We start from the raw sequence: 21,773 nt of genomic DNA, 5'->3' as shown, positions 1-21,773 counted from the left end.
ATCGACCGCTCTCGTCGGTGTCGACGCTGCTATTCGAGCAAGTCGGGAGGCGGGAAACGTATTTCCCGTCTCGTCGCTTACGAGGGGACACAATGATGGCGACGACCCACGCGCTGTTGGGCTTGGCTCTGGCGCTGCCACTACTGGCGGTCGCTCCGGACCTCGCACCGGCCGCGTTCCTCGCGGGACTGGTCGGCGGGGTGGCTCCCGACCTCGACCTCTACACCGGCCACCGGAAGACGCTTCACTATCCCGTGTACGGCTCGATCGCGACGGTGCCGGCGGTCGTCCTCGCGGCGCTCGTTCCCACGCCCGTCACGGTCGCGATCGCCGTCGGTCTCGCGGCCGCGGCGCTCCACGCCGTCGCCGACGCGGCCGGGAGCGGCCTCGAGTTGCGGCCCTGGCAGGGGACCTCCGAGCGGGCGGTCTACAGCCACTATCACGGACGCTGGGTTCGCCCGCGACGGTGGGTCCGATACGACGGCGCTCCCGAGGACCTCTTCGTCGCCGGGATCGTTGCGGTGCCGCTCGTCATGCTCGGCGACGGCCCCGTGACTGCTCTCGCAGCCGGCCTCGTCGCAGTGTCGGCCGTCTACGTCCTGTTACGCAAGCCGCTCGCGACCGTCGCCGAGCGACTCGTCCCGTTGCTCCCGGCGGCGGTTCGCCCTTACGTCCCCGCGCGGTATCTGTGACGGGTCGGCACGACTGAACGATATTTTTATCAGTCAGCGATTCGACTAATTCCGCAATGAACGGAGAGCGAGCGGCTGAACGCGGCGTCCGAGCGGGACTCGTCGCCGTCCTCGTCGCGGGCGTACGCCAACGCGATCCGGGCGCGGTCGTCAACGCCGTCGTCGCGTTCGCGGCGACGTACGCCCCCGACGCCCTCGAACGCGTCTTCGGACTCGAGTTTCGCCCGTGGCAACGCGCGTACGTCGACGGTGCGATGCTTACCCACGCCATCGGCATGCTCGGCCCCTACGACGACGTCTGGTGGTGGGACCACCTGACTCACGCCTACTCGTCGACGCTCGTGGGCAGCGCCGCCTTCGCGGCCGCCCGTCGCCGCGGTGACGATCCCTCCCCGCGCGTCGTCGCCGCCGTCGCCGTCGCCGGCTGCTGCTGGGAACTCCTCGAGTACGTCATCCACGCGACCGCGAACCGGCTCGGTCTCGAACCGGTACTGGTCACCTACGGCAAACGTGATACCGCGCTGGATCTCGTCTTCAATCTCGTCGGGGCCGCCGTCGTCCTCTTGCTGGGCGACCACGCCCTCGAGAACTTCGCCCGAGCGCCCGCAGCCGACGACTGATCGGCCGCTTCGGAATACGGACTTCGAATCGTTCCAGCGGACCGTCTCACTCGAGCGCGTCGGCGACGACTTCGATCGGCGTCGGCGGTTCCTCGGTGGCGTCCGGCCGGTTCTCGAGTTGCGTGCGACAGGACGCGCCGGGAGCGACGACCCGGCCCCCGGGACTGTCTTCGACCTGCTCGTAGAGGATCTCGGCGATGGCGTCGCTCATCGAGGCGTGTTCGGACTCGTAGCCGAAACTGCCGGCCATCCCACAGCAGCCCGAATCGAGCGGATCGACGGCGTAGCCCGCCCGGCGGAGGACGCCGACGGCGTGGTGGTCTTTCGCGACCGACTGCTGGTGGCAGTGGCCGTGATAGACCAGTTCGTCGGTGGCCGCTCGCTCGTCGAAGGCGATCCCCTCGTCCAGTCGGAAGGTGTCGAGGTATTCGCAGACGCCGTACGTACCGCCCGCCAGCCGCTCGGCGGCGTCCGAGCCGAGCAGGTCGAGGTAATCGGACTGGAACATGACCGCGTCGGAGGGCTCGATGACGACAACGTCCCAGCCGTCGGCGACTCGCGGCGCGAGCGCAGTGACGTTCTCCCGGGCCGTCTCTCTGGCTTTCTCGAGGAACCCCTTCGAGAACGCCGGCCGGCCGGTGTCGCCGAGGTCGTTCGGGACCGCGACGTGAACGCCCGCGGCCTCGAGGACGCGGACGGCCGCCTTCCCGGCCGCTGGGTGGCTGTAGTTGGTGTAGGTGTCGGGGTAGAGGACGGCTTTGCGGGTGGCCTCGGCCTCGCTCACGCGGCACCCTCCCCGCTCGTGGAACCAGTCTCGGAACGTCTTCGCGCGGAACGTCGGCAGCGGCCGGTCGGAATCGATCCCGACGACGGCCTCGAGGGCCGTCCGAGCGCCCGGGAGCTTCGGGAGGACGTTCGACAGCGGCGCGAGCCGGCTCCCCCACTTCGAGAGGGTCCCGACGTTGGCGAAGAGTCGATCGCGGATGCTCGCGCCGTTTCGCTCGTGATACTCGTGGGTGACTTCGGCCTTGAGCTTCGCCATGTCGACCTCGCTGGGGCAGTCGATGGCACAGCCCTTGCAGCCGATACAGAGATCCATCACCTCCTCGACGAACTCGTCGGAGACCGCCTCGTCCGGGTCGAGATCGCCGCTCATCGCCCCCCGGAGCGCGTTGGCCCGGCCGCGGGTGGCCGTGATCTCCTCGTGGCTCGCGCGGTAGGTCGGACACATCACGCCGCCGGTCGTCGACTGCTCGCCCCGACAGCCGCCACAGCCGTGACAGAGTTCGACCATCCCCTGCATCCCGTTGTCGTTGTCCCACTCGAGTGTCGGCTCGAAGCCGGCGTCGAACTCGTAGTCGGGGTCGAACCGGAGATTCTCCCGGAGGTCGGTCGGCTCCGCCTCCCGGAAGACGACCTGTCCCGGGTTCAGGATCCAATCGGGGTCGAACGCCGTCTTGAGATCCTGGAACGTTTCCCAGAGGTCGTCGCCGTAGCGCTTGCGGTTCCACTGGGTACGGGCGCGGCCGTCGCCGTGTTCGCCCGAGACCGAGCCCCCTAACTCGACCACGAGGTCCGTCACGTCGTCGGCGATACCGTGGAGCTGCTCGAGGCCAACCTCCGTCTTCGAGTTCACCAGTGGCCGGACGTGAAGCACGCCGGGCCCGGCGTGGGCGTAGAAGCTCGCGTAGGTGTCGTGGGCCTCGAGGATCGCCTCGAAGCGCTCGACGAACTCCGGGAGGTTCGCAGGCGGGATCGCCGTGTCCTCGATGAAGGAGATGTGCTTCGCGTCGGTCGTCCGCGAGAGCAGGATCGGGAGGCCGGACTTCCGGAGCTTCCACAGCTTGGCGCGCTCGGGTGCGTCGTAGGCCTCGAGCGCCGCGAGCGCGAGGGGCTCGCCATCGCTTTCCGGTGCGTCGTCGGCCGGCTCCCCCGCCGGCGTCGCCGACGGGACGCGGTCGGCCAGCAGGCCCGCGACCTGCGCTTTTCCGTGGTCGGCGTCCGCGGCGTAGAACTCCACGAGCAGGACGGCGTTGGTCCCCTCGGGAAGGGCCTCGGTGACGGGGCCGAACTCCGCCGTGTCCCGAGCCAGATCGAGCAACACGTCGTCCAACACCTCGACCGCCGCGGGGTCGTGTGCGAGGATCGGCTCGACGTCTTCCATCGCTTCGTGGAGGTCACGGTAGCAAAGCAGGGAGACGGCCTTCGTCTCGGGGACCGGCTCGAGCGAAACCGTCGCTTCGGTGATGACCGCCAGGGTGCCCTCGCTGCCGGCCAGCAGCCGCGCGAGGTTGACGGTGCCCGGCTCGCCGGTCTCTTCTCCGCCCGGCAACGCCTCGCCGCGGGCCTCGGCGACGAGCCGGTCCAGATTGTACCCCGAGACGTTGCGCTTGAGGTCGGGGTAGGTGTCCGCGATGCGGTCCGCGTCCTCCGCGAGGATCCGCTCGACTTCGGCGTAGATCCGCGCCTCGAGGTCGCCGTTGGGATCGGCTCGCTCGCCGACCTCCTCGCGAGTAATCTCGCCAAAGCGCGTTACGGTGCCGTCCGCGAGGACGGCCTCGACCGCCTCGATGTAGGCGTCGGTCTTGCCGTACTGCAGCGAGTGAGCGCCGGTCGAGTTGTTCCCGATCGCGCCGCCGATGGCGCTCTTGTCGCCCCACGCCGGATCGGGGGCGAACTTGAGATCGTGTGGCTCGAGGGCTTCGTTCAGCGTCCCGAGGATCGTCCCCGGCCGGACCGTCGCGGTCCGGCCCTCGGGATCGATCCCGCGGATCTCGTCCATGTGCCGGGTGAAATCGAGGACGACGGCCCGGTTGACCGTCTGTCCGGCGAGGCTCGTTCCCCCGCCCCGCGGGAGGACCGGGATCTCCCGCGCCCCACAGTACTCGAGGATCCCCGCGACGTCGGCCGTCGACTCCGGGAAGGAGACGGCGATCGGCGTCAGCTCGTAGGCGCTCGCGTCGGTCGCGTACAGCTGCCGGGAGTAGGAGTCGCCCCGCACTTCGCAGTCGACGACGGCCTCGAGGTCCGCGACCAGCGCCGGGCGGTCGATGTCGTCGCTCCGGTAGTCGTAGTTCGCGCGCCGGTCGGCGGCCGGGTCAGCGCTCGGCTCGAGGGACATGCGTTATCCTTCCACAGGCGCGGCTAAAAGCGCCCGCATTGCCGACAGTACTGGGGCTCGCCGGCGTACGGTCACGCACGAGTCAATGGGAAGTGACCGGACGGCCGCTCTCGAACCGTCCGGCCCGCACGTGGGGGCGAGGTGCTGGGAGTGGTGACCGAGCGAAAAGTGGCCCCGTCGTTTTCCCACGTGCGCCCCCGGGGCCGCCGTCCGATCTCACGGACGGTATCCGCTTCTATGGGGGACGCCGCAACAAACGATCTGCCTAACTAGTTGGGGGTTGTGCGCGCTCGAACAGCGACGACTGCGGCTGTTACACCGCGGCCGTCATGTCCCGTTACTCGTCCCAGTCACCGCTCGTGCCGACGCGTTCGCCGTCCTCCCAGACGTAGTAGCCCTCGCCGGTCTTCTTGCCGAGCTTGCCGGCCCGTACCTTCCGGCGCAGCGACTGCGGTGGCTTGAACCGCTCGCCGAGTTCCTCGCGGAGGTATTCGGCGATGTGCAGGCGGACGTCCAGTCCGACGTGGTCGGTCAGCTCGATCGGGCCCATCGGATGGCCGTAGCCGATCTCCATCCCCTCGTCGATGTCCGCCGGGCTGGCGACGCCCTGTTCGACCATCCGGATCGCCTCGAGCCCCAGCGCCAGTCCCAGCCGCGAGGTGGCGAAACCGGCCGTGTCCCGGACGACGACGTCCTCCTTCTCGATGTCCCGAACGTAGTCGACGGCGAACTCCTCGGTTCGCTCGTCGGTCTGCTCGGCGATAATGATCTCGACGAGATCCATGATGTGGGGCGGGTTGAAGAAATGGAGACCGACGGCCCGTTCCGGGTTCTCGAGGGCGCTTGCCATCTCGGTCACCGACAGCGAGGAGGTGTTCGACGCGATGACCGTGTCCTCGCCGGTCGCGTCCTCGACGTCCGAGAACACCTGCTGCTTGAGGTCCATGTCCTCCGGTACCGCCTCGACGACCAGATCGGCGTCCGCAACCGCCGCCTCGAGGTCGGTCGTCCCCTCGATGCGCTCTACGGCCGCCGCCATCTCGTCTTCGGTAAGCTTGTCCCGGTCGACCCCGCCCTGGAGGTTCTCCCGGATCCCCTCGAGGCCGTCCTCGACGAGGTCGTCCTCGACGTCACGGAGGACCACGTCGTGGCCCGCCGTCGCGGAGACCTGTGCGATGCCGTGTCCCATACTCCCGGCTCCGAGAACTGCGATTTGCATGTGCGAATCCACAGACGATGCGATCAAAAGCGTTCCTATCACTCCTCAGCGGCCGGCTGCCGCCGCCTCCCTGTGGACGATTTCTGGCGATGTCAATACTATCAGTATGATGGCTAAAAAGAGGTCCTATATTATTTCTCCCATTATGCAGTCAATACGTCGGGCCATCCATCGAACGTAGTATACTCCCGTAGCTGGCCGCGTTCGCCGACAATTGCCGGTCTGCAGCCGTACTGTACTCCGGGCGGTCCACAGTGACTCGGTCGACGATTCGAGACCGTTTCAACTCGAGGTGATCGATAGTCCGACGATAGCGCTCCGAACGGTCGTTCCGCCACGAGGCGTTCGTCCCGTCGCGTGGGTCGGGTCCTCGTTTGCCTCGAGTTATTTTCGATGATATGTCTGAAACAGATGTACTATGAGCAGATTACAGTTCGGGTCATCGACGACCATCGAATGCGTTCGTTGTCACTGACGGTCGGGTTTGCCGGCGTTCGCCTTGGGTCGCCGGTCACCGGTCGTTATCTGTCTCCGTACACGTGCTTTCGATTTTACAGGCTCTGTTCGGACCCGTTGCTGACGTGCGATCGATTGGCGCCCGATAGCAGCCCCAGTTCATACGCTACGAAAAGCGGTGATCGGATCCGGAATGTACGGAACAGTGAGGTGCTTTCGACGTCGTTCTGCTATCGAACGGTACCCTGCCAAGTGGCCACTGCTTCGATGTTCGAGAGGCAGTCTGCTGCGTATTTCGCCGAATTACCGACGTCTCGAGTCAGGTCCGGTTCCACTCTCCGTCTCACGGAATCGTCGCCGCGAAGCGATTGGCTACACGACTCCGTTCTGGCAAACAACTGCATCTCACTATTCGAAAACGTCCGTCACGCATACCCGTGCCCGTCGATTTGGCTGGCATCAAACGCCTCTCCAACCGTCTCGTCTGATTGCTGTGACAGAGCGACCAAGAGTTTGATTCGGGCCTTGTGGGCGGGAAGGTTCGATGCGAACAGCACACCCTCTTCCTCGAGAGTTGCGCCACCGCCTTTGGATCCGTACACTGGCGAGACGACTCCGTTGTGACACCGCGTCGCAATAACGACGACAACGTCGTTGTCAACGGCGTCACCGATGGCATCTGCAACGTTTGCGGGAACATTTCCGAGTCCGAGCGCGTCGACGACGATTCCATCGACGCCGCGATCGATGGCGTGACTGATCTGTCTTCCGTCGGTGTCCGTCGACGTCGGTACGATCTCCACGGTCGCCGTGATATCTCGTGTCGGGAGCGTCACCGATAGACTCTCGGGTCGCCGGTAGAACCAAAGACCGTTCGGTGTCCGATCGGCGACCGGTCCGTAGTTGCCCGAACCGTACGCGTCGGGATTGCTGCTATGTTCTTTCGTTACTGGTCGCGCTGCGTGAAGACGGTCGTTGAAGAAGACGTAGGCACCCGTCCGAACGTGATCGTGACTCGCTGCCGCGAGGGCCCCGTGAATGTTCGCCGGCCCGTCAGGACTACGGCTATCGTACGGTCGTTGTGCGCCAGTGAGGACGACTGGGATGTCGACGTCGAGGACGAGATCGAGGTAGTACGCGGTCTCTTCGATCGTATCGGTTCCATGGAGGACGACGACTCCATCGATATCGTCGGCAACGGCTCGCACACGATCACTCAGTGTCACGAGATCGTCGATTGTCAACTCCGAACTCGGGGCTTGCGTGAGTTGCTCCAGTTCGATATCGACGTGTTCGAACGTCTCCGGATAGGCCTGCACTAACTCCTGTACTGACTCGGTCGGGACCGTCCCGGTGTCGCTCGAGGTACTCACGATCGTGCCGCCGGTAGCAATGATGTACACAGTCGACATACGTCGTACTGCCCGAACAAAACCTATATCGGTTATGATTGACATTGGCAACGACGATCCCCGTTCGGTAAGAGAACCCTGCCGGGTACCGCACGGCGAATATCTCGACGAATCGGTCGTGCTGTCTCTGGTACCCGGACGATGCGTAGCCGGATACGCATTCTTCACCAAAAACGCTGAGACGGAAGTCCCGATCCTCGCCTAGAAGCCGAGGGTCATAAACCCAAATACCAGGCAGAGATAGGCGATAACGATCCCGACTGCGGTCAGCGGAATCGATTCGACGAAACTGTACCGTCCGTTGATCCGGGTTCCGTCGGTTTTGCTTCCGTTCTCGATCGCATCGACGTCGATTTCACCGTTGTCGATGGCGTCGGTCGTCGGCATGACTTCGGGCAGGTTCTTGCGGCGAGCATCGAACTTGTTCAGTGCGATGACAGCGCCCGCAGTGAGGACGACTGATAGCGGGAGCAACACCAGCGGCGACGTCACACCGACTGCGTACAGGAGCAACATGAGGACCGTCACGCCGGCTGCGGTCATCGCGAACGGAATCTGTGTCGTCACGTGATCGATGTGGTCCGAACCGGCGAAGATCGACGACATGACGGTCGTATCACTGATCGGTGAGACGTGATCGCCCCAGATCGCGCCGCCGAACAGCACTCCCATGAGAACCGGCAGGATCGACAGTCCGGACATTTCGTAGCCAAGCGGAATCGCGAGCGGGGTCAGAATAGCCATGGTCCCCCACGAAGTTCCCGTCGTAAATGCGATGAACATCGCTGCAAGGAAGATCAGCAGCGGTAGGAACGAGCCGGGGATGCTACTGTCGACCATGACGTCAACGATATACTGGGCGGTTCCGACCTGGTCAGCGGCGTGACCGATACTCCACGCAAGGACGATGATCGCAGCCGCGATCATCATCGTCTTGAATCCGCTAATCACGGTATCGCTCGCTTCCTCGAGGTCCATGGTCCCGAATCCGACGGCACCGAGCATGCCGACGGCCATGAACGCGAACGAACCGTATAGGAGACCGAGTGCGACATCGGTTTCCTGGAACGCAGTCGCGATATCAACACCGGACTGGTGGCCGCCACCGAGCCACCACATCGAGACGAGTCCGACGACCAGCAGCGACAGAATCGGTGCGAAGAAATTGATCAGCGTCGGGTTCTTCTCGCTCGGCTCGCCGACGTCGGTCGTGATGTCCGAGAGCGGCGTCGCGTCGTCCCGTCGAGTTTTCTTTTCTTTGCGCGCCCGCCACTCCGCGTTCAGCATCGGCCCGTAGAATCGCTGCGTAATCGAAATGAATCCGACCATAAAGAACGCTAGGAAACAGTAGATGTTCCATGGAATGCTCTGCAGGAAGAGTCCGAATGCGGTGATACCGACTTCCTCGGCGGTGAACCGGGCAGCTTCGAACCCAACGATGATCATCGATACTTGGTACCCGATCCAGTTCGATACGGGTCCGAAGGTCGTCACCGGCGATGTCGTCGAGTCCAGCACGTAGGCGTGCATCTCTCGAGAAGTGTTGTTTTCCTGAGACAGCTCACGAGTCGCGTTTCCAGTCACGATGGTACTCGTATACGAGTCGAAGAAAATGAAAATCCCAATGAGCCATGTGAGGATCTGCGAGTCTCGTGCCGTGTTCACCCGATGACCGATCCAGTTCTGGAGTGCGATGATCCCGCCTGACTTGTAAATAAACGCGGCACCAGCGCCCATGAACATAATCAGAATCAGAAACTTGGTGTCAAATGGTGATCTGACGACCTCGACGATCCAGTCCATTGACAACGCTGTTGCTGCGATCGGATTCCAGTCGGCGATCATCAACGCCCCGATCCATACCCCGGCGAACAACGATACGAGTACTTGGCGCGTATACATCGCGAGTGCGATCGCGATAATCGGCGGTGCCAGCGCTAGTGCCGCAATCGGAAGGGATTCGTATGACATACACACCCACTGTCTGAGTTGTACTATTTTAATCTTTTGAAGGAAAATGGGGAGAGGGCGCGGATGGGTGCCTGTAGTGCCGTTCGCTGCGGGATATTCAACGGATATCGCGGGAAAATCTATACGTATACCATTCAAGTTGCCCGTATAGCGGCTACAATCGATCGATCAGCTCCTCTCTCGTCGATCCCGGGGTCGATTACAGGAGTCCCTGTGAGACCAGTTCTGTCTCGAAATTCGGGACGACTCGCTGCAGGATGTCGGGAAATTCCTGGTGGAGATCGGCGTCTTCGATCCGGTACGCCGGACCGGAGACGGTGAATCCGCCGATGACGGCCCCATTGGGGCCCTCGGCGACGACACCGGCAACGCGTTTGCCCGGAATCGACTCTTGATCGTTGATCGCGTAGCCCCGTTCCCGGATACGCTCGAGTTCGGCATCGAGTTCCGCCCGTGACGTGATCGTCTCCTCGGTGAGTTCCGGGAGGCCCCACCGGTCGTCGATTTCGTCGATGCGTGACTCCGGCAATCGAGCAAGGATCGCCTTCCCGATGGCCGTCGTATGCATGTACTCGTAGTTGTTGAGCCGGGAACTTGGCTTGGCGGAACTACCGACCGAATCGAATAGCGTCACGATGCGACCATTCTCCTCGATTCCGAAATCGGATTCCTCGTTCGATTGCTCGGCGAGTTCGATGACGTACTTGCCCGCCAACTCGTATACTTTGCTGCGGTTTCGAACGTACATCCCGATGTGATAGAACCGCGCCCCGAGTCGGTATTCGTCGCCTTCGGAGGCGACATAGCCGTGTTTCGCGAGGGTATAGAGGTGTTTGTAGACAGCACTCTCGGATAACTCGAGTGCCGCCGCGAGTTCGGCTGGCGTCGCCCCGTCGAGTTCCTGAATCGCCTCGATCACCGCTAACGATGTGTCGGTCGTCGTCAGAAGTTGGCTGTCAGTCATACCTTCCCCGTCCGTTCGAGCCCCTATAAATCCATGTATCATGGAACTGCTGTCATTCAGTACAGCGACAACCCCACGATGACATCGATCGTTGGGCCCCTCCCTTGCTCAATACGAGCAGCCTGGTAACCGTGTGTCGTGATTTGTCGCTTTCCGCTTCTTGGGAGAAATCGGCCGTTTTCGGTCTCCTACCCGAATCATTGAACCGGAAGACGGATAATTGTCGTCCCTGTCCCATTGCTTCGATCCACTACTCTATTACATTCGTATATGTGTAAATACACTCTCACCGGCCATCGAAGAACTGTGCTAGAATGGATTCCATGTATGAAAGAACGAATTCCTCATCGGAGTGAGTCCAGTTCGAAATCAGATCTCATCCCGATTTGTACTTGTGTGTATTCAGAAACCAGTTTCATTATCGACAACTGGGTGCGATCTAGTTCCGTCTCTCCCCCCGACTAGCTTTTTCTAATTGGTTTTCAATGCAGTCATTGATGGTGGTAGTAATGTATGAAACAATCAAGACGTTCTCGGATGATTGCCCGACTGTCCCTCACGAATTGTAGAAGCGGTCGACTCTCAGTTTGAACGTGTAGACCCACGTTCCGATGCGGGTTCAACCGACATAATCGGCCCAAATACCCGGGTCTATCGAAAGAGAGCCTGGTAGTCGAATTGATCGACAGGAAACCCAGCTTTGGAACGATCGTTTTCGTGGAACAACTGCAGAAATTCAGCTGGCAGGCATGCCATATCGACCAACTACGACACCATCGAGGATCAACTTTGTCTCGGGTGTTATTGCTATAGGAAAACAATATCGTCTGTCATTTATATTGACAGCAATTCGTCAACAGCGACCGACAATGGTGTCGTCGTCACCAGTCTAATTAATACCATGTTATATATGATTATCCTTTGAAGCTGTTCCCTATCGAGTGGCAGGGTCGATAACGGATAAATAGCGACGAAAAGCTGATCGACAGCTAATAACTGGAAACTAGTCGGGTCGTGTCGACTCTTCTCAGGTTATACTCTACGTCCCATACTATGGAAATCGCTGCCGGTTGCGCGAGCCAACCCGTCAGTTACCTCGTCCCATCGATGTCCTCTAGTAGCAACTGAAACCACCGATATACTGCTTGCAACGCTGTTGTGTAAGCAGGTATGCAATTGGCTCCGCTACTTAGCGGTTCGCCGTCAGGGTACTGACGCGGTACAGAACGGTGCGTCTTTACCGCTGTAGCGAGAGGGAACAGTTACCAATGAGCGATCGCCAGCCAGTCGTCGTGCAGGCAGTCAGAACTCCACAGGGGAAACACGGTGGCGTCTTCGCCGAGACCGGCAGCGAGGAGTTGTCGGTCCCGCTCGTCGACGAGATGCTCGAGCGGACGGGCCTTACCGGCGAGGACGTCGACGACATCCGGTGGGGGTGTGCAAAGCAGGTCAACGAGCAGAGCAACAACATCGCGCGGGTGATCGCCCTCCTGTCCGATCTCGGTGAGGGCGTCCCCGGCACCACGATCGACCGGCTCTGTGCCTCCTCGGCGGAGGCGATCATGAGCGCCAGCGACGCCGTCAGGGCGGGCCAGCGCGACGTCATCGTCGCCGGCGGCGTCGAGAACATGTCTCGCAACGAGCGCCGGAAGGGGATCGACTCCTACGCGGGCATCGCCGAGCAGTACGACGCGGCCGGGCTCGCGATGGGCCAGACCGCCGAGAAGGTTGCCGAGGAGTTCGACATCGGCCGCGAGGAGCAGGACGAGTACGGCGCGCGCAGCCAGCAGCGGGCCTGTAAAGCGACCGAGGACGGCAAGTTCGACACGGAGATCGTCCCGATCGAGACCGAGGCAGGCCTCGTCGAGGAGGACGAGGGGCTCCGCCCCGGCACGACCAAAGAGAAGATCGCCGGCCTTCCGCCAGCGTTCCGCGAGGAAGGTACCGTCACCGCCGCCAACGCCTCGCAGGTCTCCGACGGCGCTGCCGGCGTCCTCATCACGAGCAAGGCGTTCGCCGAGGAGCAGGGCCTCGAGATCATGGCCGAGATCGAGGACCACAACGTCGCGGGCGTCGATCCGACGATCATGGGTGTCGGCCCGGTCCCCGCGGTGCGGGGAATCTGGGAGCGCAACGGCCGCTCGGCCGACGACTACGATCTCGTGGAACTCAACGAGGCCTTCGCGAGCCAGACGATCTACTGCCGGGACGAACTCGGCTTCGACGACGACAGCTTCAACGTCAACGGCGGGGCGATCGCCATCGGCCATCCGCTCGGCGCGTCGGGTGCCCGTCTGCCCGTCACGCTGATTCACGAACTCCAGCGCCGGGGCGGCGGGCTGGGGCTCTCGACGATGTGCGTCGGCTACGGGCAGGGTGCGGCCGTCGAGTTCCGCGTTCCGGAGCAGTAACGACGCCGTTCCGTCTGCGGTCCTTCTCCGGGTTCCGTGCCGGAAAAACCCGTTTCAACTCGGTTGATCGTTCCTCGAGAGCCGTGGGACGGCCCTCTCGGCGGGCGGCAACCACCGCGAAAAAGACGGCGTGGATCCGCGATCGTCGTGCCGGTCTAGAGGATCTGGTCGGCGATGATGTTCTTCTGGATCTCGCTGGTGCCCTCGTAGATCTTCGTAATGCGGGCGTCGCGGTAGTAGCGCTCGGCGGGGTAGTCCGTGACGTAGCCCGAGCCGCCGTGGACCTGAATGCCCTCGTCGGCGACTTCGACCGAGATCTCGCTCGCGAAGTACTTCGCCATGCTCGAGTACTGCGCGGCGACGTCCTGGTTGTTCTGCTCGACCTGGGTCGCGGCGCGGTAGGTCAGCGAGCGGGCGGCCTCGACCTTGGTGGCCATCTCGGCGATCTTGTGCTGGATGGCCTGGAACTCGGAGATCTTCTGGTCGAACTGCTCGCGCTGGTTGGCGTACTCGATGGCGGCGTCGAGTGCGCCCTGAGCGGCACCGACAGCCTGTGCGGCGACGCTGGTGCGGCCGGAGGCGAAGAACTCCATCAGCTGGTAGAAGCCCTTGTCGACTTCGCCGATGACGTTCTTCTCGGGGATGCGGACGTCGTCGATGACGACTTCCGCGAGGTCCGAGGCACGGATCCCGAGCTTGTTGTTGATCTTGTCGGTCGAGACGCCGTCGCGGTCCATCTCGACGAGGAAGGCGGTGATGCCCTTGTGGCCCTCGCCGGGGCTGGTCTTGGCCATGCAGACGCCGACGTCGGCGACGGTCCCGTTGGTGATCCACATCTTGTTGCCGTTGAGGACGTACTCGTCGCCGTCCTTCTCGGCAACCGTCTCGATGCCGGCGACGTTCGAGCCGTGGGCGGGCTCGGAGATCATCGAACAGGAGGCGGTCTCGCCGTTGGCGATCTGGGGCAGCCACTCCTCTTTCATCCACTCGTCACCGAACTCGACGATCATGTCCGTCCCGAAGCCGGCCGAGCCGACGGCGGAGCCGATCCCGGGGTCGGCACGCCAGAGTTCCTCGGTGACGATCGTCGAGGAGATCTTGTCCATCCCGGCCCCGTCGTACTCGAGCGGGATGTTCGGCGCGACGAAGTCGTACTCGGCGGCCTTCTTGCGGAGTTCCTCGGGGTATTTCCCCTCCTGGTCGTGTTCCTCCGCGACCGGCTTCATCTCGTTTTCCCCGAACTCGCGGACGGCCTCACGGATCGCTTCGTGTTCGGCTGACAGCTGGAACGTCATAATAGATTGCTTGGGTTCGTCTTACAAAGTAGCTTCGGATACAATCCCCGGTTGGTGTTGTTAACCCGACTGCCGGATCGTCGGTCACGATGGAAACCGTCGACGGCCGGCGGCGGGCCGATCGCGATCAGGCTGTCGGGGCGGGTTTCAGCCGTCTATTGGTCGTTTTCGCCTTCGCCACGGAGTTCGAACTTCTGGACCTTCCCGGTCGTGGTCCGGGGCAGTGCCTGCACGAACTCGACCTCACGGGGGTGTTTGTACTCCGCGAGGTTCTCGAGGCAGTACTGCTTGATCTCCTCGGGCGTCGCCTCGGCGTCGGGCGTCGTCACGACGAACGCTTTGACCGTCTCGCCGCGGCGCTCGTCCGGCACGCCGACGACGGCGGCGTCGGCGACGTCCTCGTGTTCGAAGAGGAGTTCCTCGACTTCGCGCGGGTAGACGTTGTACCCGCCCGTGACGATCATGTGTTTCTCGCGGTCGACGACGTAGAAGAAGTCGTCCTCGTCCCAGTAGCCGATGTCGCCGGTGTGGAACCAGCGCTTGCCGTCCTCGTTAGTGAAGGCCTCCTCGTTGGCCTCCGGCAGGCCGTAATACTCCTTCATCACGTTGGGACCGTGGATGACGAGTTCGCCGGTGATGTCGTGGATCGCGGCCTCCTCCTCGTCGATCGGACCCTCCGCAACGCGGGGGACCTCCTCGAAGTCCTCGTCGACGATCTTCGCCTCGACGCCCTCGAGGGGCTGGCCGATGCTGCCCTTCCGACGGCTCTCGTTGGTGTTGGCGTGGGTGACCGGACTCGTCTCGGTCAGGCCGTAGCCCTCGTTGAGCTGGACGTCCCAGAGGTCCTCGAACCGCTCGAGGACCTCCAGCGGGAGACTCGAGCCCCCGGAGTTGGCAAAGCGCAGGGACTCGAACTCGTAGCTCTCGGCGTCCGGGTGGTTGATCATGTCGTTGAACATCGCGGGGACGGCGAACATGATGGTGATCTCGTCGTCCTCGAGCTGGTTCATCACCTCGGTGGCGTCCCACTCCGGCACCGGGTAGTAGGTACCGCCGCTGTACATCGCGCCGTTCATGACGACGGACATGCCGTAGATGTGAAACAGCGGGAGCGTCCCGATGAGTCGGTCGGAGGCCTGGAAGCCGCCCGGCGGGATGACGGCGTTGGCCCGGGTCGTAAAGGCCAGGTTGTGATGGGTCAGGAGGACGCCCTTCGGCGTGCCAGTCGTCCCGGAGGTGTAGGGCTGGACCGCGACGTCGTCGTCCGCACGATCGACGACGGCTTTGGTGTCCTCGGCGAGGAAGTCGTCGAACTCGGTCGCGCCATCGACGTCGGCTCCGACGCTGACGACCTGCTCGACGTCCGTATCGTCCTGTACCTCGAGGACGTTGGGGACGAGGTCGGCAAGCGCCACGACGGCTTTCGCCCCGCTGTCGCCCAGCATGTGGCTGATCTCACGGGACTTGTACTGGGGATTCATCGGGACGATGATCCCGCCGGCACGCAGGGTCCCGTAGAAGGCCGTGACGAACTGCGGCAGGTTCGGCAGGTAGATGCCGACGCGGTCGCCCTCGCCGATGCCACGATTCTCGAGGGCCTGTGCGAACTGTCCGGCTCGCTGCCAGAACGCCTCGTAGCTCAGTTCGGTCCCTTCGTACGCGATCGCGGGCGATTCCGGGTTCGCATCGACGGTCTCGACGACCTCCGTCACGAGGTTTGTCATACCTTGTGTATGGTTACCCCGGTCGCAAAAGGGTTGTCACTCGGCGCTTCCATTTACTTCGGTTGTTTTCGAGAACGCGCGACTCGAGTGCCCTGTCGGGCCTCGATCAGTCGAGCGTCGTCGGATCCACGCCGGACTCGGTGCCGGTGTCGTTCGGCAGGTCGTAGCCGACGACGTATCGGGCGTGTAGCAACGCGGCGACGATCGCTGCTGCGGCGACGAGCTGGACCGCGACGTGGACGATCGAGCCGAACATCGCGCCAAGGGCGGCGACGATGAAGAGCGCGCGGACCGGCGCGGAGAGGTCCCGCGCCCCGTCGAACCCGATCGTCGCGACGATCAGGCCAACGGTGCCGGCGAGAACGACTGGGAACGCGACGAGCGTTGCCTGCGACCACTCGATGAGGCTATTGTTCGTGATGAAGGCGTACGGGATGACAAACCCGGGTGCGCCCAGTTTGAGTGCCTGTAAGCAGGATCGAAGAAAACTCGAGTCTGCAATCCGCGAGCCGACGGCGACCGAAATCGCGACCGGCGGCGTGATCGCCGACAGCATCGCGAAGTAGAACACGAACATGTGTGCCGTAATCTGGGGTACGCCCATGCCGATGATACCGGGGGTCACCAAGACGACGACGAGGACGTACGCCGCCGGCGTGGGCATTCCGAGCCCGAACATGATGCTCGCGATCATCGCGAGGAAGAGGACGATGAAGAGTCCGCTTCCGAGGCCGAACAACGAGACACCGTCGCTCAGGCCGGTGATCGTCGTCGCGATTCCCTGCGTGAGGCCGGTCCCTTCGAGGAGTTCGATGATGAGCCCCATCGCAGCGAGGACGCCGACGAGGGGCGCCATCTCGGTGCCACCTCGTTTGAGGCCGTCCAGTGTCTGTTTGGTCGTCACGACGACGCTTCGACCGATCGAGTCGGCCCGTATTCGCTCGCCGACGATTTCTGCCGTCACGTCTTCGTCGCCGATCCCGAAGCCGCCGACGATACCGTTTCGGACGTACATTACGCCGATGATCGTGAGGATGGTATACAGTCCAGCCGAGAGCGGCGTGTACTGCAGGTAGATGAGCGTTACCAGGAGGACTCCGAGCGGGACGGTAAAGTGTAACCCACTGGTTAGCGTCCGCCAGTCGAACGGCGACAGGTCGCGCGAGACCCAGTCGAACTTGAGGATCGTGAAGTGAACGGCGACGAAGACGCTGAGGTAAAACAGCGCCGCGGGGATCGTTCCTGCCTGAACGATTTCGACGTAGCTGACACCGGTGAAGTCGGCCATGAGAAACGCCGCGACTCCCATCACCGGCGGCAACATCTGGCCCCCCGCCGAGGCGACCGCCTCGATCGAGGCGGCGAAGTCGTCGCGGATGCCCTGATCTTTCATCATCGGGATCGTGAAGCTCCCGGTTGTCGCCGTGTTCGCCGCGGCACTACCGGTGATCGATCCCATGACCATACTCGAGATGACGGCGATCTGGACGACGCCGGTCCGCAGGCTCGATCCGAGTTCTCGGCCGATATCGAGGACGAAGTCCATCAGGCCGTAGGCCTTCGCGATCCCGGCGAACATGATGAAGATCGCGACCCACGTCGACCCGATCCGCATCAGCGTCTCGTCGTAGACGCCGCTGACGCTGATTGCGCCGTTTTCCGCGATCGTCCCGACGTTCATCCCGGTGTGGTAGAACAGTCCGGGGAGGTTCGGTCCGACCGCCGTGTGAGCGTAGGCGATCGAGAGGACGGCGACGGCCGCGATGACGTTCCCGAACGCGCGCCGGGTCGAATCGATCGCCAGCGTGATGAGGAGCAGTCCGATGAGATGGTCGGTCGAGTTGTACCCGAGGAGGTGGGCGGACTCGGTCAACCGTGTGTAGTTGACGTGGACGTATGCTACTGCACCGATCGCTGCCACGCCGAGCGCGAGGGCAATGATCGGATCGATCCGTGCGTACGCCGATTTGACCCGCTCGAGCCCTCGCCTGGCACCGGTACTGGCCCCGTGTTCGGTCGTGTTCGCCGACGATGACTCGGACGAACCGTCGTCGTTCGACCGAGAGTCGTCATACTGAGAGCGTGCGTAGTCGAAATAGTACAGGGCCAGCCCCATTCCGAGAAAGACGTTCACGTACTCGTCGGTCTCCGCGAACAGATCGATCTGAATCGCGAACGCGATTTTAATCGCGTACCCGATAGTCAACAGCGTCAACGCGATGCCAAGCAGGTACACGATCCCGTTGAGGACGTCGAGGGGACCGGTCCGTCCGATCGACTGGCGAACACGGCGGTAAAGGCGGCTATTGGAGGCCATCGCTAGTTACGGCTCTGCTGCTCGTTCGAAGTCGTCTTGCCAGACGCCGATCTCCTGGTAGAAGTCGGCTGCAGCGGCGTGGAACGGGACGCCATCGTACATGTTCTCGACCCAGAACTCCTCGTCGTCGAGCCGTGCGAGTACCGCGCTGTAGTCTTCCAGCACGCTGCGGTTCTCGTGCATCGTCTCGAGGAAGTCGTAAACCGTATCGTAATCGAGGTCGGCTCGAGAGACGAAGTTGTACGCGAAGGTCGGGCAGTGAACCTGGTCCGGTGCGTTCTGGGTGCCGTCGATCTCGTCACCGCTGAACGACTGAATGAGGAGTCGGTCGTCGCTCTCCCACTCCTCGAGGGTCGAGTCGTCCACGTCGAGGATGTTCAGGTCGGTCGAGTTCAGCATCTCCTGCACCCAGCCGGGGACGATACTGAAGTTCATGTACGTGCCGACGCCGACATCGAGACTGCCCTCGTTGAGCGAGCCGCTCTGATCGCCGAAACCGACACTCGTCCGATTGTAGTCGTCGGTTGCATAGTCGAGCGCGTGTTCGAGTGCAGGTGCCGTTCCGGATCCTCGCGGCGTCGGAGAAACCGTCGTTCCCGACTCGATCTCCGAGAGGGAGTCGAGGCCTGTCGCCAGGAAGAACCACGGGAGGTCGTAGAAGTGAAACACCTGCGCCATCTCGAACTCGAGCTGGTCGAAGTCACCGGCCCCCTCTTGTACGTCTTGGGCGGACCAGTTCTGGATGTAGACCATTTCCGCGTCCTGACTGTTGAGCGCACCGAGGTTCGCCTCGGTCCCTTCGCTCGTCCGTGCTTCGACGGTGAGATCGTCGCTATTGTCGTTAATGACCTGTGCGATGCCTTCGTTTGCGGAGTAAGCAGTCGTCGAGGCCTGCGACGTCCGCATGCGGATCGTGCCGGACTCGACATCACCGCCCTCGTCGCCGAGGCAGCCAGCTACTGCCGTCGCCGCACCGACGCCTGCTGCCGCGAGAACTGATCGTCGAGTCGACTGCCTATCCGTGTGCTTGTGTTCCTTCGCCATGGGGCATCTCTTCATAGTTACCTGTTATAGTCCTTCCGCTATCTGTTGGAATTGGATCCTTATTGTATGACACTGGATTGCAGTCATTCAGCCGACAGTATTGCTGACGGACGGCTCCCTGTTCGGACAGTGACGGTTCTGAGTGGGCGTCCGCCGTCGTTTCGGTGATCACTAACGTGGCAATCGGTATCGCAATACCTATTGTGCCATTCCCGTAGGTCTAGGTATGCTGGATTTCGTTCAGCTCGAAGACGACCTCGATCAAGAAGAACGGATGATCCGGGACACGGCCCGGGAGTTCGTCGAAGAACACGTCAAGCCCGACATCGGCGACCACTTCGAGGCGGGGACGTTCCCGAAGGAACTCATCCCGAAGATGGGGGAACTCGGCTTCTACGCCCCCAATCTCGAGGGCTATGGCTCGCCGAACGTCTCCGAGACGGCCTACGGCCTGTTGATGCAGGAACTCGAGGCCGGTGACTCCGGGCTGCGTTCGATGGCGTCGGTCCAGGGCGCGTTGGTCATGTACCCGATCCATGCTTACGGGAGCGAGGAACAGAAAGAGGAATGGCTGCCGGAGATGGGACGGGGCGAGGCGATCGGTTGTTTCGGGCTGACCGAACCCGAACACGGCTCGAACCCGTCGGCGATGGAGACCCGCGCCGAGCGCGACGGCGACGGCTACGTCCTCAACGGCTCCAAAACCTGGATCACGAACTCGCCGATCGCCGACGTCGCGATCGTCTGGGCGCGTGATCAGTCGGCCGAGGACGACCCCGTTCGTGGGTTCCTCGTCGAGACCGACCGCGACGGCGTCACGACCAACAAGATCGACGACAAGCTCTCGCTGCGCGCGTCGATCACGGGCGAGATCGGCCTGAACGACGTCCACGTGCCCGAGGAGAACGTCCTCCCTGGCGTCGAGGGAATGAAGGGGCCGCTGTCCTGTCTCACGCAGGCCCGCTACGGCATCGCCTGGGGCGCGGTCGGTGCCGCCCGGGACTGTTTCGAGGAGGCTCGACAGTACGCGAAGGATCGCGACCAGTTCGGCGGCCCGATCGGTCGGTTCCAGCTCCAGCAGCGCAAGCTCGCGGAGATGGGCACCCAGATCACGCTGGCACAGTTGCTGGCTCACCGGCTCGCCGAACTCAAAGAGCGCGGCGAGATGCGGCCACAGCACGTCTCGATGTCGAAGCGAAACAACGTCCGCATGGCCCGAAACCAGGCCCGCATCGCCCGCGAGATGCTCGGCGGCAACGGCATCACCACCGACTACTCGCCGATGCGGCACATGTCCAACCTCGAGACGGTCTACACCTACGAGGGCACGCACGACATCCACACGCTCGTCCTCGGCGAGGAGTTCACCGGCATCCCCGCCTACCAGTAACGCCGCGTCGCCGGTTCGCGTTCTCTCCCGTTTTCTCTCCCCGCTCCGTCCCAGCCACCGATTCTGCTCCGGCGGGGATCTCTCCGACCGAACCGACTCGGCTTCGGAAACGGCCGTCCCGCTCGCCAGTACTCCCGTTCCAGTATCCGAAATATTAATTGCGCCTTCCGAACAGTATCCCACATGGGCATGGATCGAGATGGGGACGACGGGGCCGGAGTTTCCACGACGCGGAAGACGTTCCGGCTCCTCGAGGCACTCAAAGACGAGGAGGGGGTCACCATCGCCGACCTCACCGAGCGGACGGATCTTCCCAAAAGCACCGTCTACCGCCACCTTCGGACGCTGACGGAGTTAGGGTACGTGATCGAACGCGACGGTCGCTACTACGTCGGGTTTCGGTTTGTCGAACTCGGCGAGCAGGCCCGGTCCCGGAGGACGGGATACACGGCCGCGAAGCGAGCGGTGTTCGAACTCGGCAAGGAGACCGACGAACGCGCGGTGTTCATCGTCGAAGAGGACGACGACGCCGTCTACGTCCACCGCTACGGCAGCCTCTCGAATTCGATGATCGGCCAGCGCCGACCGCTGCACTCGATGGCCTCCGGCAAAGTGATTCTCGCGGAGTGGGACGACGACGCCGTCGCGGCCTACGCCGAGCGGAGCGGCCTCGAGGCACACACGGAGAACACGATCACCGATCCCGAGGCGCTCTTCGACGAACTCGAGCGGGTTCGGGACCGCGGCTACGCGGTGAACGAGCAGGAACACATGGACGGCCTTCGCGGGATCGCCGTGCCCGTCTATACTCCTGACGACGAATTCCTCGGCTCGCTGGCCGTCTTCGGGCCGACGAGTCGGTTCACCGACGCCTACGTTCACGACGATCTGGCGACTCGCCTTCGGGACAAGGCGGGCGAGATTAAAGTCACGCTCGCGTACGGGTGATTGTGCCATCTCGCTGCCCGACTGCCGTTCGTCCCCCTGTTCCGCTGGCCGGAACGTGATCGATCCTTTCGTCTCGAACGACCAACAATCCGTCACGCGACCCGATTCTTGGGTTGAGTGTTCCGCTATGCGAAACACGTCTTTCGAAACGATCGAAGACCGCCGTCAGCACCCATACGCGTTTCCCCG

14 protein-coding genes are annotated in these 21,773 nt (G+C 62.8%); 5 read left to right on the top strand and 9 right to left on the bottom strand.

Translation table 11 applies throughout. The features are described from left to right. The first annotated feature begins 92 nt into the window (after positions 1–92). A complete protein-coding gene (locus tag NATPE_RS16710; RefSeq protein ID WP_015299228.1) occupies positions 93–692 on the top strand; it encodes a membrane protein in 600 nt (199 codons plus the stop codon). Between the two features lie 56 nt (positions 693–748). Next, entirely contained in the window at positions 749–1,312 is a 564-nt protein-coding gene (locus NATPE_RS16705) for a hypothetical protein (RefSeq protein ID WP_006182767.1), read from the top strand. A gap of 46 nt (positions 1,313–1,358) precedes the next feature. Here the strand turns inward: NATPE_RS16705 and NATPE_RS16700 are convergent, their stop codons facing one another. The 5 genes from NATPE_RS16700 to NATPE_RS16680 all read right to left on the bottom strand — a co-directional run bounded on the left by NATPE_RS16700 (position 1,359) and on the right by NATPE_RS16680 (position 10,455). Further along, complete coding sequence (locus NATPE_RS16700) at positions 1,359–4,433, bottom strand: FAD-binding and (Fe-S)-binding domain-containing protein (RefSeq protein ID WP_006182766.1); 3,075 nt, start codon at positions 4,431–4,433, stop codon at positions 1,359–1,361. A 337-nt stretch (positions 4,434–4,770) separates the two neighbouring features. After that, positions 4,771–5,652, bottom strand: a complete 882-nt coding sequence (locus NATPE_RS16695) for a 3-hydroxyacyl-CoA dehydrogenase family protein (RefSeq protein WP_006182765.1) — start codon at positions 5,650–5,652, stop codon at positions 4,771–4,773. 881 nt (positions 5,653–6,533) lie between these two features. Further along, positions 6,534–7,520, bottom strand: a complete 987-nt coding sequence (locus NATPE_RS16690) for an asparaginase (RefSeq protein WP_006182764.1) — start codon at positions 7,518–7,520, stop codon at positions 6,534–6,536. Between the two features lie 201 nt (positions 7,521–7,721). Beyond that, positions 7,722–9,491: a Na+/H+ antiporter NhaC family protein gene (locus NATPE_RS16685; RefSeq protein WP_015299225.1), complete on the bottom strand. Its 1,770-nt coding sequence runs from the start codon at positions 9,489–9,491 to the stop codon at positions 7,722–7,724. A gap of 199 nt (positions 9,492–9,690) precedes the next feature. After that, entirely contained in the window at positions 9,691–10,455 is a 765-nt protein-coding gene (locus tag NATPE_RS16680; RefSeq protein WP_006182762.1) for an IclR family transcriptional regulator, read from the bottom strand. Between the two features lie 1,268 nt (positions 10,456–11,723). On the opposite strand from NATPE_RS16680, the gene NATPE_RS16675 reads away from it, so the two are divergent. Further along, a complete protein-coding gene (locus tag NATPE_RS16675) occupies positions 11,724–12,866 on the top strand; it encodes a thiolase family protein (protein WP_006182761.1) in 1,143 nt (380 codons plus the stop codon). A 155-nt stretch (positions 12,867–13,021) separates the two neighbouring features. On the opposite strand, the gene NATPE_RS16670 is transcribed toward NATPE_RS16675, so the two are convergent. From NATPE_RS16670 to NATPE_RS16655, 4 genes are all read right to left on the bottom strand, one after another. Continuing rightward, positions 13,022–14,161 (bottom strand): acyl-CoA dehydrogenase family protein, encoded by a 1,140-nt coding sequence (locus tag NATPE_RS16670; RefSeq protein ID WP_006182760.1) that lies wholly within the window; start codon positions 14,159–14,161, stop codon positions 13,022–13,024. Between the two features lie 155 nt (positions 14,162–14,316). Then, complete coding sequence (locus NATPE_RS16665; RefSeq protein ID WP_015299224.1) at positions 14,317–15,885, bottom strand: long-chain-fatty-acid--CoA ligase; 1,569 nt, start codon at positions 15,883–15,885, stop codon at positions 14,317–14,319. Positions 15,886–15,991: 106 nt separating this feature from the next. After that, a complete protein-coding gene (locus NATPE_RS16660; protein ID WP_006182757.1) occupies positions 15,992–18,202 on the bottom strand; it encodes a TRAP transporter permease in 2,211 nt (736 codons plus the stop codon). Between the two features lie 6 nt (positions 18,203–18,208). Then, positions 18,209–19,246: a TAXI family TRAP transporter solute-binding subunit gene (locus tag NATPE_RS16655; RefSeq protein ID WP_015299223.1), complete on the bottom strand. Its 1,038-nt coding sequence runs from the start codon at positions 19,244–19,246 to the stop codon at positions 18,209–18,211. A gap of 226 nt (positions 19,247–19,472) precedes the next feature. Between NATPE_RS16655 and NATPE_RS16650 the strand changes: the two genes are divergently transcribed. Continuing rightward, the gene (locus NATPE_RS16650) at positions 19,473–20,636 is read left to right on the top strand and encodes an acyl-CoA dehydrogenase family protein (protein WP_006182755.1); all 1,164 of its coding nucleotides are present in this window, start codon (positions 19,473–19,475) and stop codon (positions 20,634–20,636) included. Positions 20,637–20,819: 183 nt separating this feature from the next. Next, a complete protein-coding gene (locus tag NATPE_RS16645; protein ID WP_015299222.1) occupies positions 20,820–21,584 on the top strand; it encodes an IclR family transcriptional regulator in 765 nt (254 codons plus the stop codon). Positions 21,585–21,773: the final 189 nt, after the last annotated feature.

This window comes from Natrinema pellirubrum DSM 15624 (assembly GCF_000230735.2).
GTDB classification, from domain to species: Archaea; Halobacteriota; Halobacteria; order Halobacteriales; family Natrialbaceae; genus Natrinema; species Natrinema pellirubrum.
Note: the sequence above shows the minus strand (reverse complement) of the source record. Positions and strands in the feature narration are given on the sequence as shown.

Excerpts from the sequence above, each read along its gene's own strand:
- NATPE_RS16670 (WP_006182760.1), bottom strand. The coding sequence starts at position 14,161 with ATGACGTTCCAGCTGTCAGCCGAACACGAAGCGATCCGTGAGGCCGTC.
- NATPE_RS16695 (WP_006182765.1), bottom strand. The coding sequence starts at position 5,652 with ATGCAAATCGCAGTTCTCGGAGCCGGGAGTATGGGACACGGCATCGCA.
- NATPE_RS16710 (WP_015299228.1), top strand. The coding sequence starts at position 93 with ATGATGGCGACGACCCACGCGCTGTTGGGCTTGGCTCTGGCGCTGCCA.
- NATPE_RS16665 (WP_015299224.1), bottom strand. The coding sequence starts at position 15,885 with ATGACAAACCTCGTGACGGAGGTCGTCGAGACCGTCGATGCGAACCCG.
- NATPE_RS16650 (WP_006182755.1), top strand. The coding sequence starts at position 19,473 with ATGCTGGATTTCGTTCAGCTCGAAGACGACCTCGATCAAGAAGAACGG.
- NATPE_RS16690 (WP_006182764.1), bottom strand. The coding sequence starts at position 7,520 with ATGTCGACTGTGTACATCATTGCTACCGGCGGCACGATCGTGAGTACC.
- NATPE_RS16645 (WP_015299222.1), top strand. The coding sequence starts at position 20,820 with ATGGGCATGGATCGAGATGGGGACGACGGGGCCGGAGTTTCCACGACG.
- NATPE_RS16705 (WP_006182767.1), top strand. The coding sequence starts at position 749 with ATGAACGGAGAGCGAGCGGCTGAACGCGGCGTCCGAGCGGGACTCGTC.
- NATPE_RS16685 (WP_015299225.1), bottom strand. The coding sequence starts at position 9,491 with ATGTCATACGAATCCCTTCCGATTGCGGCACTAGCGCTGGCACCGCCG.
- NATPE_RS16700 (WP_006182766.1), bottom strand. The coding sequence starts at position 4,433 with ATGTCCCTCGAGCCGAGCGCTGACCCGGCCGCCGACCGGCGCGCGAAC.
- NATPE_RS16660 (WP_006182757.1), bottom strand. The coding sequence starts at position 18,202 with ATGGCCTCCAATAGCCGCCTTTACCGCCGTGTTCGCCAGTCGATCGGA.
- NATPE_RS16655 (WP_015299223.1), bottom strand. The coding sequence starts at position 19,246 with ATGGCGAAGGAACACAAGCACACGGATAGGCAGTCGACTCGACGATCA.
- NATPE_RS16680 (WP_006182762.1), bottom strand. The coding sequence starts at position 10,455 with ATGACTGACAGCCAACTTCTGACGACGACCGACACATCGTTAGCGGTG.
- NATPE_RS16675 (WP_006182761.1), top strand. The coding sequence starts at position 11,724 with ATGAGCGATCGCCAGCCAGTCGTCGTGCAGGCAGTCAGAACTCCACAG.